The sequence below is a fragment of the Streptomyces sp. NBC_01210 genome (assembly GCF_036010325.1).
In the GTDB taxonomy this organism is placed as follows: Bacteria; Actinomycetota; Actinomycetes; order Streptomycetales; family Streptomycetaceae; genus Streptomyces.
Window position 1 is genome coordinate 2,545,699 of record NZ_CP108549.1, and the last position, 13,151, is coordinate 2,558,849.

General features: G+C 70.6%; 11 protein-coding genes. 2 read left to right on the forward strand and 9 right to left on the reverse strand.

The annotated features are described in order from the left end of the window. Positions 1–40: 40 nt before the first annotated feature. From OG735_RS11605 to OG735_RS11620, 4 genes are all read right to left on the reverse strand, one after another. Positions 41–481 carry a DUF5304 domain-containing protein gene (locus OG735_RS11605; RefSeq protein WP_327323067.1) on the reverse strand — a complete coding sequence of 147 codons (441 nt, stop codon included), beginning with the start codon at positions 479–481 and terminating at the stop codon, positions 41–43. 74 nt (positions 482–555) lie between these two features. Further along, complete coding sequence (locus OG735_RS11610; protein ID WP_327323068.1) at positions 556–1,821, reverse strand: ArsA family ATPase; 1,266 nt, start codon at positions 1,819–1,821, stop codon at positions 556–558. Next, positions 1,821–2,270: an SRPBCC family protein gene (locus OG735_RS11615; RefSeq protein ID WP_327323069.1), complete on the reverse strand. Its 450-nt coding sequence runs from the start codon at positions 2,268–2,270 to the stop codon at positions 1,821–1,823. Before OG735_RS11615 ends, OG735_RS11610 begins: the two co-directional genes overlap by 1 nt. 91 nt (positions 2,271–2,361) lie before the next feature. Next, complete coding sequence (locus tag OG735_RS11620; RefSeq protein WP_327328282.1) at positions 2,362–3,129, reverse strand: metallophosphoesterase family protein; 768 nt, start codon at positions 3,127–3,129, stop codon at positions 2,362–2,364. A 290-nt stretch (positions 3,130–3,419) separates the two neighbouring features. Here OG735_RS11620 and OG735_RS11625 point away from each other — a divergent pair, with 290 nt between their 5' ends. Continuing rightward, a complete protein-coding gene (locus OG735_RS11625; protein ID WP_327323070.1) occupies positions 3,420–5,216 on the forward strand; it encodes an AMP-dependent synthetase/ligase in 1,797 nt (598 codons plus the stop codon). 42 nt (positions 5,217–5,258) lie between these two features. Here OG735_RS11625 and OG735_RS11630 read toward each other — a convergent pair whose 3' ends face one another. Further along, positions 5,259–6,878, reverse strand: a complete 1,620-nt coding sequence (locus OG735_RS11630) for a GMC oxidoreductase (protein ID WP_327323072.1) — start codon at positions 6,876–6,878, stop codon at positions 5,259–5,261. 268 nt (positions 6,879–7,146) lie between these two features. Then, entirely contained in the window at positions 7,147–8,289 is a 1,143-nt protein-coding gene (locus OG735_RS11635; protein WP_327323073.1) for a glycosyltransferase family 4 protein, read from the reverse strand. A 100-nt stretch (positions 8,290–8,389) separates the two neighbouring features. Here OG735_RS11635 and OG735_RS11640 point away from each other — a divergent pair, with 100 nt between their 5' ends. After that, positions 8,390–9,652, forward strand: coding sequence for a glycosyltransferase 87 family protein (locus tag OG735_RS11640; protein ID WP_327323074.1), 1,263 nt, complete (start codon positions 8,390–8,392; stop codon positions 9,650–9,652). Here OG735_RS11640 and OG735_RS11645 read toward each other — a convergent pair. The 3 genes from OG735_RS11645 to OG735_RS11655 all read right to left on the reverse strand — a co-directional run bounded on the left by OG735_RS11645 (position 9,606) and on the right by OG735_RS11655 (position 13,137). Further along, positions 9,606–10,805 carry a hypothetical protein gene (locus OG735_RS11645; RefSeq protein WP_327323075.1) on the reverse strand — a complete coding sequence of 400 codons (1,200 nt, stop codon included), beginning with the start codon at positions 10,803–10,805 and terminating at the stop codon, positions 9,606–9,608. The two genes, OG735_RS11640 and OG735_RS11645, sit on opposite strands and share 47 nt — an antisense overlap. Positions 10,806–10,872: 67 nt before the next feature. Next, a complete protein-coding gene (locus tag OG735_RS11650) occupies positions 10,873–11,901 on the reverse strand; it encodes a C40 family peptidase (protein WP_327323076.1) in 1,029 nt (342 codons plus the stop codon). A gap of 210 nt (positions 11,902–12,111) precedes the next feature. Next, positions 12,112–13,137, reverse strand: a complete 1,026-nt coding sequence (locus tag OG735_RS11655; protein ID WP_327323077.1) for a C40 family peptidase — start codon at positions 13,135–13,137, stop codon at positions 12,112–12,114. Between the last annotated feature and the right edge of the window lie 14 nt (positions 13,138–13,151).

Below are 13,151 nucleotides of genomic sequence, written 5' to 3' on the forward strand. Positions count from 1 at the left end.
CGCTAAGGCCAACCGTACCCGAGGGCGGGCACAGTCCTGATCAGTCCAGGTCGATGTGCTCGCTCGGCCCCGGGCCCTCGTCCCGCGGGTCCTTGGAGTCTCCGGAGGGCTTCGGCCCCTGGGTCCAGCGTCGCTCGTGCCCCTCGACTGCGGATCGATAGGCGGCAAGCAGCTCGCCGCCCGCCGCCGCGAGGTGGTCGAAGATCTCCGGGTTGCGTTCCATGACCGGCTCGACGGCGGCCTTCGCCTGGCTGACCAGCTGCTGTACGGCGTTCTGCGCGGCCATGCCGGGCAGCGACGTCTGGAACGAGGAGACCTTGTCGGCGACGGCGTCGAGCAGTTTGCGCAGTTCCTCGCCCGCGGAACCGGGCGGCGGCCCGTGCTGCGCGCGGCGGCGGGCCTTCTCCGCCTCAAGATCCTCGGCGCACGCCTTGGCCCAGGCGTCGTCGTCGACGGCGGGACGCTCAGTGGCATCGCTCATGGCGTACTCCTGCGGAAGCGCGGGCGGAACGGAGGGTTCGTACTCTCGACGTTACCCGAATGGAGGCGGCGCGTTCAGCGTGTCCGCGGCCACAGCTCGGGGTCCGGCGTGAAGCGGACCTTCAGCACCTCGTCCGCGAGGCCGGCGCCCGAGACGGTGCAGCGTCGGAGCACTGAGTGCAGCGGAACGATCCTGCGGAACGGGCCGACCGTGACCAGCAGTTCGTCGCCGCGGCGCACCAGCGAGACGTCCTCCTTCACGGCGCCGGGCACGCGGAGCGACCATACGTAGCGCGGGTCGTCCTGGTCGTCCGGCGTCCCCGGGTACTCGACCCGCCAGGGGTCGTCGTAGCGATGTTCGGAGTCCCCGTCGAGTTCGACGGCGAGTCCGTCGCCCTGGAGGAGGCCGCCGCCGGTGCCTGCCTCCTCGAAGGTGGTGCAGGACGACTGTGTGTCGAGGAGCGTGAGGTCGTCGAGGCCGCGTGGGTCGCGGCCGAGGTGCCGTACCTCGCACAGCGAGGCCTCGGGCACCCACTCCTCGTACCACTGGCGCAGATACTTGCCCTGCTGTGCGGAGAGGGTGGCGAGCCAGGTGTCGGCCGAGTCCAGTGGCAGGATCCGGTTCGGTACGACGGTGTCGATCCGCAGTCCGTGCAGCGCGAGACCGGCGCGGGCCGTGTGCAGGGCGTCGGCGGCCGTGGGTCCGGGCTCGGCGACGACCCGCAGGGTCGTGTTGCAGGATTCGATCACTGTCTGGACAGCGGCCAGTTCGGTGTCCCAGCGCCCGGCCGTCTCGTAGAGCCACTGCGCGGGCATCGGTACGCCGGCGAGCTGGGCGAGCATCGGGCGCAGCGCGCGGGCGACCTGCCGTTCGGCCGGCAGCAGCCGGCGCAGATAGCGGCGCAGCTGTTCCGGCAGGGCGAGCAGCGCGATGGTCTCGCGCAGCGGCGGCATGTCGACGACGACCACGTCCCAGTCGCCGTCGGCGGCGGTCTTCAGCGCGCGCAGCAGTGCGAACTGGTCGCTGCCCGGGAGCTCGGTCAGCTCCTCGTCCTCCAGCCGCGCCGCGCCCAGCAGATCGAGCGCGGCGGTGCTGCGCTCCTGGAGGGTGAGCAGCTCGGCGCGGAAGTCGGCGCCGGAGTCGATGCGCGCGGCCCACAGACCGTCCGTGACCTCGGCCGGTTCGCCGAGGTGGCCGGTGACGGGCATGCCGAGAACCTCGCCGGGCTCGGCGGAGAGGAACAGGGCGCGCTTGCCGCGCCGCGCCGCGGCGAGCGCGGTGGCAGCGGCGACGGTGGTACGGCCCGCGCCGCCGAGGCCGGTGACGAGGACCTTGCGCATCAGGCGGCGGGCCCGCTCTCGACGCGCTTCTTCAGGCCGGCCAGGGCGCGGTCGATGATGACCTTCTCGGCCTTGCGCTTGATCATGCCGAGCATGGGGATCTTGACGTCGACGGTCAGCTGGTAGGTGACCTCGGTGCGGTCACCGCCGCCGACCGCGGCGAGGGTGTACGAGCCGTCGATGGTGCGCAGCATCTGGGACTTCACCAGCGTCCAGCTGACCTCGTTCTCACCGTTCCAGGTGTACGCGAGGGTGTGGTCGTCCTTGATCGCGCCGGCGTCGAGGACCAGCCGGACCTGCTCGGCGCGGCCCTTGGCGTCGGTGGCGAGCACCTCGGCCTCCTTCACCTCGCCGGTCCACTCCGGGTAGCGGGCGAAGTCGGAGATCACGCCCATCACGTCGGCCGGCGCCGCATCGATCGTGATGCTCGAGCTGGTGTGTTCCGCCATCGCTGCGGCTCCTCACAGTGCGGTACGGACCGGGGGTGGTGTGGTGTGCAGGCTATCGCGACCTGACCGGCCGCCACTCCATGGCCCGGTCTCACCATTCCAGGGCCCAAGGTCGCCCGGTCGACGCGAAATGTCCGACGTTGACGCACTCCGTCGCGCCGATGCGCATCCGGCGGGCGAGCGGCTGGTGGACATGGCCGAAGAGCGCGTACGCGGGCCGGGTGCGACGGATCGCGTCCAGCAGTGCGTGGCTGCCGCGCTCGAAGCGGCGCGCGACGGTGTCGTAGGTCAACTCGGGGACCTCGGGCGGGATGTGCGAGCAGAGCACATCGACCTCTCCGAGCGCCTCGATCTTGGCCGCGTACTCCTCGTCGGAGATCTCGTACGGGGTACGCATCTCGGTGCGCAGTCCGCCGCCGACGAAGCCGAAGACGCGGCCGCCGATCTCGATGCGCTCGCCGTCCAGGACGGTGGTGCCGGGGCGTGCGTACTCCGGCCAGAGAGACGGTATGTCGACATTGCCGTAGGTGGCGTACGTCGGGGTGGGGAAGGCCGCGAACATCTCGGCGTACTGGCGTCGTACGGCCGACTCGATGGCGCTCTCCCGGTCCATCTCGAGCTCGGACCAGAGTCTGCGGCCCAGCTCACGGGCCTCGTCGAAGCGGCGGGCCGTGCGCAGTTCCACGATCAAGTGGGCGTTGTCGACGCCGAAGAGGTCGGGGAAGATGCCGCGCGAGTGGTCGGCGTAGTCGAGGAAGAGCACCAGGTCACCGAGACAGATGAGTGCGTCGGCGCCGTCGCCCGCCATGGCGAGATCTTTGGCGTTGCCGTGCACGTCACTGACCACATTGACTCGCATGCCTCGCATGACGATCACCCTAGGACGCCCTGTTGCGCCTGGGTAGGGCGGGGCGGACCAGCCGTTCTACCGAGTCCTCTCGAGTGTGGACTACTCTGCGCGAAGTACTGCCATAAGCGTGTGACGCAGCGAACATCTGGCCTGAACCCCCTATCCGGAACCGAGTACTGGTGGGTAACGTCCGGGCAGTCCAGTCGTGCTCACCCCACATGAGCACCTGCCCGATCTTGGACCGCTGCCGGTGCATCACACAGAGCCGTGGCGCCGGCGCCCGATGAGGAGCAGCAGTCTTGCGCGAGTTCAGCCTTCCGGCCCTGTACGAGGTCCCTGCGGACGGCAATCTGACGGATCTCATCCGCCGCAATGCCACTCAGCATCCCGATGTTGCCGTCATGGGCCGCAAAGTGGCGGGCGTCTGGACGGACGTCAGTGCCAAGCAGTTCCTCGCGGAGGTGCGGGCCGCAGCCAAGGGCCTGATCGCCGCGGGTGTCCAGCCCGGTGACCGGGTGGGCCTGATGTCCCGCACCCGGTACGAGTGGGTGCAGCTCGACTTCGCGATCTGGAGCGCAGGCGCGGTCACCGTCCCGGTGTACGAGACCAGCTCCGCCGAACAGGTCCAGTGGATCCTCGGCGACTCGGGCGCGGTCGCGGTGATCGTCGAGAGCGACACGCACACCGCCGCCGTGGAGTCCGTACGGGACCGGCTGCCCGGTCTGCGGAATGTCTGGCAGATCGAGAAGGGCGCGGTCGACGAACTGGTCGCGGCCGGCGCCGATGTCAGCGACGAGACGGTCAACGCGCGCAGCGCCGCCGCCAAGGCGGACGACCCGGCGACCATCGTCTACACCTCGGGCACCACCGGCCGCCCCAAGGGCTGTGTGCTCACTCACCGCAGCTTCTTCGCGGAGATCGGCAACCTGGTCGAGCGCCTCAAGCCCCTGTTCCGTACCGGCGACAGCTCGGTGCTGCTCTTCCTCCCGGCCGCGCATGTCTTCGGCCGCATGGTCGAGCTCGCCGCCGTGATGGCGCCCATCAAGCTCGGCTGCGTACCGGACATCAAGAACCTCACCGATGAGCTGGCCTCCTTCCGGCCGACGCTGATCCTCGGTGTGCCGCGCGTCTTCGAGAAGGTCTACAACTCGGCGCGGGCGAAGGCCCAGGCGGACGGCAAGGGCAAGATCTTCGACAAGGCCACGGACACGGCGATCGCCTACAGCAAGGCGCTCGGCACACCCGAGGGCGCCTCGATGGGTCTCAAGATCAAGCACAAGGTCTTCGACAGGCTCGTCTACAGCAAGCTCCGTGCGGTGCTGGGCGGGCGCGGTGAGTACGCGGTCTCCGGCGGGGCTCCGCTGGGCGAGCGGCTCGGCCACTTCTTCCGCGGTATCGGCTTCACGGTGCTCGAGGGCTACGGCCTCACCGAGTCGTGTGCGGCGACCGCGTTCAACCCGTGGGACCGGCAGAAGATCGGCACGGTCGGTCAGCCGCTGCCGGGCTCGGTGGTGCGGATAGCGGACGACGGCGAGGTGCTGCTGCACGGCGAGCATCTCTTCCAGGGGTACTGGAACAACGAGGCCGCGACCGCGGACGCGCTGGCCGACGGCTGGTTCCACACGGGCGACATCGGCACCCTGGACGAGGACGGCTACCTCGCGATCACGGGACGCAAGAAGGAGATCATCGTCACCGCGGGCGGCAAGAACGTCGCTCCCGCGGTGATCGAGGACCGCATCCGCGCGCATGCGCTGGTCGCGGAGTGCATGGTGGTGGGCGACGGACGCCCGTTCGTGGGTGCGCTGGTCACCATCGACGAGGAGTTCCTCGGGCGGTGGGCCGCGGACAACGGCAAGCCCGCCGGTTCGACGGCGGTCGAGCTGCGCGACGACGCGGATCTGCTGGCGGAGGTCCAGCGGGCGGTGGACGACGGCAATGCGGCCGTGTCCAAGGCGGAATCGGTGCGGAAATTCCGCATTCTCTCCTCCCAGTTCACTGAAGAGGCGGGGCACATCACGCCGTCGCTGAAGCTGAAGCGCAATGTGGTGGCGAAGGACTTCGCCGACGAGATCGAGGCGATCTACCGGGGCTGAGCGCCTCGGTCGGTCAGCCTCTGTTCAGGCCCTGTTCCCTGTTCAGCCCCTGGGGTCCTCGGCGAGGATCCGGGTCATGTTCCGTTCGGCGAGTGCGGTGATCGTGACGAACGGATTGACCCCGATCGAGCCGGGGACCAGGGCGCCGTCGGTGACGTACAGCCCCGAATATCCTTTGGCGCGGCCGTAGTTGTCGGTGGCCCGGCCCAGTACACAGCCACCGAGCGGGTGGTACGTGAAGTCGTCGGCGAAGGGCTTGTTGCCGCCGAACAGGTCGTACCGGTAGATGGTCACGTTGGCCTTGTTGATGCGGTTGAAGAGCGATTTGGCCGCGTTGACGGAGGGCTGGTTCTGGGACCGGGTCCAGTTGAGTTTCGCGGAGTCGGTGGCGGCGTCGTACGAGAAGGTGCCGCGCTCGGGATTCTTGGTGATCGCCAGATAGAGGCTGATCCAGTGCTCGAATCCCATCGGCAGCGGCGCTATCTCCGCGAAGACGGGGTTCGTGGGGTTGGCCCAGTCGTCGATGCCCATGGTGGGCATGGTCGCCTGGTTCGCTCCGACGGTGTCCCAGATGTGGTTGGCGCGGCCGGTCATCACATTGCCGTTGTGGCCCCAGCCTCTGCCGACCTCGGTACTGAGGGCGGGCAGTGTGCCGGTCTCCCGGGCGCGCAGCAGGAGTTCGGTGGTGCCGAGGCTGCCGGCGCCGAGGAAGAGCTGTTTGCAGCCGAGTTCTCCGGTCTCGACGACCCGGCCCGCGTTGTCCGTCACATCGACGGTCAGGACGTAGCTGCCGTCGGGCTCTCTCCGGATCGCTCTGGCCCGGTTCATGGTCTGGATGGTGACGTTGCCGGTGCCGAGGGCGGCCGCGAGGTAGGTCTTGTCGACGCTGCGCTTGCCGTGGTTGTTGCCGTAGATGACCTCGCCGGCGAGCGCCGACCTGGTGGCCTGGCCCGCGGCTTCGCGCTGCATGTAGCCGAAGTCGTAGACGTTCGGGACGAAGACGGTCTTCAGTCCGGCGTTCTGGGCATGCTTGCGGGAGATCCGCGAGAAGCGGTACCACTCGGTGGACTCGAACCAGGCCGGGTCCACTGTGTTGACGCCGAGCATCGCGCGGGCCCGCGGGAAGTAGGTGTCGTACATCTCCGCGGCGTCGACCTGTGGCAGGACCTCGGAGAAGTACGAGCGCAGCGGGGTCACCGCCATTCCGCCGTTGACCAGCGATCCGCCGCCGACTCCGCGGCCGACGAAGACCGACATCTCGGCGTGGTGGACGCGGTCGAGTACGCCGGGGTAGCGGCTGATGTTCTTGTTGACGACGTCCAGCCAGAGGAACGTGGCCAGCGGCGCCTCGGTGCGGGTGCGGAACCACATGGAGCGCTGGTCGGGCGCTCCGGTGGTGCAGAAGATCTTTCCGTCCGGGCCCGGGGTGTCCCAGAGACGGCCCATCTCCAGGACGACCGTGCGGACGCCCGCCTCGCCGAGGCGGAGGGCGGCGACGGCCGCGCCGTAGCCGGAGCCGATCACGACGGCGGGGGCGTAGTCGGCGGCGGAAGGCTCCACGGCGGCTGCCGAGGAGAGACCGATGCGGGTGAAGCCGAACGCGGCCGCGGCCTGCAGGGCTGCGATGCCCAGCAGTTGACGGCGCGTCAGATGTGATGTCATGAGCGCATCATGAGCGGAATATCCGACTCCGCCCATATGTCGCGCAGACCTAATCTGAAAGACCGTCAAGAGTGCGTCTTCGGCCGCGAGGGCCGCACGCCTCGGCCACGGCCGGAGGGGCGGACCGGCGGACGCATGCCGTGACGCGCCCGGCCGACGGGTCGCCGGGCTGCCGTCGCAGCAACGCGGTCGGAGCCATGTGGCCGCAGGAACCGTCAGGGGGCGCCGGAGAGCGGCCAGGGAGCCGCCACAGGGCCGCCACAGAGCGTCAGAGCAGCGTCTTGAGCTTCTCCGCGAGCAGGTCCCAGCGCCACTTCTCCTCGACCCACTCGCGGCCGCGCTCGCCCATCCGCCGGCGCAGTTCGGGGTCCTCGAGCAACGCCACGATCCGCTCGGCCGATTCCTCGGCGGAGCCACCGCGGACCACCCAGCCCGTCTCTCCGTCGAGCACGGCGTCGGGGGCGCCGCCCGAGTCGCCCGCGACGACCGGCAGTCCGGTCGCCGATGCCTCCAGATACACGATGCCGAGGCCCTCGACGTCGAGACCGCCCCTCCGGGTACGGCAGGGCATGGCGAAGACGTCACCCGCGCCGTAGTGGGCGGGCAGCTCCTCCCAGGGGACGGAGCCGGTGAAACGCACGGACTTCGCGACCCCGTTCTCGCTCGCCAGCTTCCGCAGATCCTTCTCGTACGGACCGCCGCCGACGATCAGCAGCACCGCGTCAGGCACCTTCGCCAGGATCGCGGGCATCGCGAGGATCAGCGTGTCCTGGCCCTTGCGCGGCACCAGCCGGGACACACAGACGACCACCGGCCGGTCGGCGAGACCGAGCCGCTCGCGGACCACGTCCCCGCCCGAGCCCGGGTGGAAGGTCTTCTCGTCGACACCGGGCGGCAGTTGGGTCATCCGGCCGGCTGCCCCGGGCGTCAGCGCGGCGGCTATGCGGGAGCGGGTGTACTCACCGAGATAGGTGATCGTGTCCGTGCCCTCGCCGATCCGGCGCAGCAGCCGGCGGGACGCGGGCAGCTGCGCCCAGCCGGCCTCATGGCCGTGGGTGGTGGCCACCAGCCGGCCCGCGCCCGCCCTGCGCAGGGCGGGCGCCATCAGCCCGAGCGGGGCCGCCGCCCCGAACCACACGGATTCACAGCCGTGCTCGCGCAGCAGCCGGGTCGCCCTTCGGGTGACCCGCGGGGTCGGCAGCAGCATCGTCGTACGGTCCCGTACGACGGTGAAGGGCTGCTCGGCGTCGAACGCGGCGGTCGCCTCGATGCCCTCGCGGCCGCGCTTCCAGGTGGAGGCGTAGACAACGAGCTGGTCGGGGTCCAGACGCAGCGCCATGTTGTGCAGGAACGCCTGGATGCCGCCGGGCCTGGGCGGAAAGTCGTTGGTCACGATCAAGGTCTTGTGCATCGTCGCCGACAGTACCGAACGGCCCTGCCTGATCGCTCCCGCACGGCCCTGCCCGGCATCATGGGCACCTCTTATCCGGGACGAAAGGGACGAGGTGCTCATGGCGGGCGTAGGCGGCAGCAAGGGCGGCACACGGCTCTCCGTCGCGGTGTGGATCCTCAGCCGGGCCGCGCTGCTGCTCTGCGTCTTCAAGGTCGTCGTACTGCCCGGCCCCGATGTCACCAGCGATGTCTCGGTGATCTACCAGGGCTGGTACGAGGTGCTGAAGACCGGCACATTTCCGCTGGACGACGTCACCTGGCAGTACCCGCCCGCAGCCGCGCTCGCGATCCTCTCCCCCGCCCTGCTGCCCTTCCTCGGCTATGCCTCCGCCTTCTTCGTCCTCGCCCTGCTCAGTGACGCGCTGGTCTTCGGCCTGCTGCTGTACGCGGCCGGGCGGCCCGGCAAATCGCGGCGTGGCCTGTGGGTGTGGACCTGGGGCGTGCCGCTGCTGGGCCCCACCGCGTACGCCCGCTACGACCTGATGGTCACGGCCGTCGCGGTCGCCGCGCTGCTCGCCGGCGCGCGTCATCCGCGGACGCTGGGCGCGCTTGCGGGCTTCGGGGCGCTGCTGAAGATGTGGCCGCTGCTGCTCCTCACGGGCACCCCGCGCGGCCGGGCCACCCGCCGCTCCTGGACCACCGCCGCGGCCACGGCGGCCGGGCTGACGCTGCTGCTCTTCGCGGCACTGCCGGGCGCACTGGCGTTTCTCGCCTTCCAGCGCGACCGGGGCACGGAGATCGAGTCGCTGGGCGCGGTGGCCTTCCATGTGGCGCGGCACTTCGGCTGGCAGGGCGACGTGCTGCTCCACTACGGGTCGGTGGAGTTCGTCGGCGCGTACGTCCCTCTCGTCTCCACCCTTGCGCTCGCCCTCAGCCTCCTCGCCCTCGGCTGGCTGGTGCTGTGGCGGCTGCGGGCGAAGGAGTTCGGGCCGAGCACGCCGTGCGACGCGGCCTTCGCCGCGGTGCTGCTGTTCACCACCACGAGTCGGGTGATCAGCCCCCAGTACCTGATCTGGCTGGTCGGTGCGGCCGCCGCCTGCCTCAACTTCCGGGCGAGCCGGATGGCCCTGCCCGCCTGGCTGGTGCTGGCCGCCACGGGGATCACGCTGCTGGAGTTCCCGGTCTGGTTCTCGCATGTGGTGGCGAGCGACCCGCTGGGCGTGCTGCTCCTCGCCGTACGCAACGGACTGCTGGTCGCCGCGGCGCTGACCGCCTGCCGACGGCTGTGGCGCCGGACGGTGAGCGGGCCGGGCCACCGTACAGCCCGAGCGCCGATCAGCCTTCCAGCCGCTGGCGCAGATACTCCCGCCACCGCACCGTGAAGTCCGCAGGCGTCGTGCCGAGCACGTCGTTCATCGCTTTCTCCACCGCACCCGCCCGGTCCTTCCCGTCCCCGACGGCCCGGTAGAAAGCCGTCAGCCGCTCCTCGCCCCACCGCGCGGCGATCAGCTCGCAGGCCAGCCAGCCGCCCTCGTACGCCTGCGCCAGCCCGTCCGCGTCGCCGCCGAAGGCGAAGTCCGCGTCGTCCGGCAGCGCGGCGGGCACCTCGCCGCGCTGGACCGCGCGCTGGAGTTCGGGGGCGGTCTGGCCCGTCGTACGACCCGTTCCCCGGTACGCGACCCAGTCCGCGAAACCCTCCGAGAGCCACATCGGCGTGGCCGCCGAGGTATGCGCGCGGGTGGCCACATGCGTGGTCTCGTGGGTGAGCACGACGCCCTGGCCGAAGTCGCCGAGCACTCCGTACGCGTCCGGGTTGACGATCACCCGGTCCGCGGGCGCCGTCCCGGCCGCTCGGGTCTCGCCGGTGGTGACCGCGGCTATCCCGCGGTATCCGGCGGCCGGCGAGCCCAGCAGCGCGCCCATGGCATCCAGCGAGGCGGGGACGAGCACGACCACGTGGCCCGTCCACTTCGATGGCCAGGCGTCGGAGACGGCGGGCACCGCGCCGTCGGCCGTCGCCGCGAGCGCGCGCAGCCGTTCAGCTTTCTGGCCGACGGCGAGGACGATGCTGTGCCTGCCCCGTACGACCTGGACGTCGCCCTGCTGCCAGAGCTGCTGGGCGGCGCCCTTGGCCGCGCGGTCGGCCGTCACGTACCAGTGGCCGTCGCGTTCGGCCAGTTCCAGCCGGCGGGAAGCGGTGACGGGAGCGGCGTCGTAGCCGTCTATCCGGTAGCGCAGTTGGGCTTCGGCGACGGCTCGCGAGCCCTGGCGCCGCACCTGCCCCAGCCGGTACTCCCAGGAGCGAAGCGGTATGTCCGCGAGGTTCTGGAACTCCCGGCTCGCTGTCGTCCGCAGCTGCGTGGCATCGGGCGCGAGAGCGTCCAGATAAGCGGCCCGGTCGTGGGCGAGGACGGCGGCCGCGCGTCCGTCCAGTGTCCGCCGGATGTCCCGCACGATGGTGTCGGACGCCTCGGGGGCCGCGCAGCCGGACGCCAGCAGCGCCGCGGCGAGGCCCAGCCCCGCCGTACGCCGCACTGCCCGAACCCGACGCCTCGTGCGCCCCTGACCTGCCACCCTGCCGATCGTACGGAACGCGGAGCGGTCAGACGCGCGTCACCGAAGAGATCGGCATCATGGCGACCGGGTCGTAGCGCACCGGCGCGCCCGGGTACGGGGCATGCACCACCTGCCCGTTGCCCATGTACATCGCGATATGGCTGGCATCGCTGCGGTATGCCACCAGGTCACCGGGGAGCGCCTCCTCCAGGGATACCTGTCGGCCGGCGTACCGCTGCGCCTGCGAGGTGCGCGGCAGCCCGACTCCCGCCTGGGCGTACGACCACTGCATCAGCCCCGAACAGTCGAAACCGGACGGCCCGTTGGCGCCCCACACATAGGGCCGTCCGACGGCGCTGCGGGCCGCCCTCACGGCCGCGGCCGCCCGTGCCGAAGCGGGCGCGAGGTCGGAGAGTTCGGGCATGGAGCCGCGGCCCGAGCGGGAGACCCGGTCGAAGGCCGCGCGTTCCGCGGACGGGAGGGAGTTCAGCAGCCGCTGCGCCTCAGTGAGCTTGCGCTCGACGGTGCGTTTGTGGTGGGCGGCGGCGGTCCGGCTCCGTTCCAGCTCGGTGAGGTCGCGGGTGACCTCCGCGCGCTCCTGGCCGAGTTTGCGCTGCGCCCGCTGGAGATCGTGCAGGGCGGTCGTCTGGCGCTCGCTGATGCGATCCAAGGTCTGGGCCTTGTCGAGGTAGGTCTCCGGGTCCGCGGAGAGCAGTAACGCGAGCGCGGGGTCGATACCGCCCGAGCGGTACTGCGCGCCCGCCACCGAACCGAGCGCTCCCCGCATCCGGTTGATGCGCTCCTGGCCGCGGGCCACGCTGTCCTGCGCCTGCGCCACCTGCTCACGCAGCCGCGCCATCCGCTCACCGGCCTTGTTGAAGTGCTCGGTGGCCTGCTCGGCCTCCTCGTACAGCCGGTCGACCTTGGTCCGGCCGGCTTCGGTGGCGTCGTGCGGGTCGGCGCTCGCCGGTGCGGCGCCGAGGGCCGCCGCGGCCGTTGCCGCCGCGGCGGACAGGACGGTGACCCGAGCGCTCTGAGTGAGGCCGGACTGTGAGGGTCGGCGATGGGACGCCACGGGCCGCGCTCCCTTCCGCTGTAACGAGGATGTTGCGCGGCAGAGAGTAACCGGGCGAACACGGAGCGGCCAAAAGGCCCAGCCGGGCACATAAAGTGACGCCCCGCCGGAGACCACAGGTCATCGACGGGGCGCAACGTCAGCATGAGTTGACCCAATTCGCCCGTTTGGGCGGATGTGAAGGCGGGTCAGCGACGGATCAGGGGGGCGTCAGATGCGTACGCCGAACTGGAACGGCATGTTGCCGATCGACTCGTAGCGCACGCTCGCGCCGGGCTTGGGGGCGTGCAGCACCTGGCCGTTGCCCGCGTAGAAGCCGACGTGGTGCATGTCGCCGTAGAAGATGACCAGGTCGCCCTGCTGGAGCGCACTCTCCGAGTAGATACGGGTGCCGGCGTTGGCCTGCGCCTGGGAGGTGCGCGGTATGGAGACACCGGCCTGCGCGTACGCCCAGGAGGTCAGCCCGGAGCAGTCGAAGGAGCTGGGGCCGGAGGCGCCGTAGACGTACGGCGAACCGATCTTGCTCTGGGCGGCGGAGAACGCGGCGGACGCCCGCTGCGAGGCCGGGACCGCATTGCCGAGGTCCGCACGCGAGTTGTCGCGGTTGGCGCGGGACTCGTCGGCCGAGAGCGCGGCGCGCTCCTGCGCGGTGAGCGAGTTGAGGAGCTTCTGCGCGGCGGCGAGCTTGGTCTGGACTTCCTTCTTCTTCTCGCCGAGCTGCTTGCGGGTGTCGGCCAGGTCGCCGAGCTTGTCCTGGGCCTCCTTGCGCTGCTGCGCAAGGGTCCGCTGCTTCGCCTGGATCTCGGCGAGCGCCTCGGTCTGCTTGGCGCCCAGCTGGTCCAGCGCGGAGGCCTTGTCCAGGTAACTGTCCGGGTCGGCGGAGAGGAAGAGCTGCACGGCGGGGTCGATGCCACCGGAGCGGTACTGGGCGCTGGCCACCGAACCGAGGCCGTCGCGCAGGGTGTTGAGCTCGTCCTGACCGCGGGCGACCTTGTCCTGCAGCGCGTCGATCTCCTTGTCGAGCTTCGCCTGCTGCTCCTTGGCCCCGTTGTAGTTCTCGGTGGCCTTCTCCGCCTCTTCGTAGAGCTTGTCGACCTTCTCCTTGACCTCGCTCTTGCTCGGCTTCGGGTCGGCCTGGGCGGCCTGGGAGGTCAGGGCTACGGCCGCGGCGGCGGTCGCGGTGAGCACGGTCACGCGGGTGCGGCTCGGCTGCTTGGGTCGACGGTGGGACGCCACGAAGGCGAGCTCCT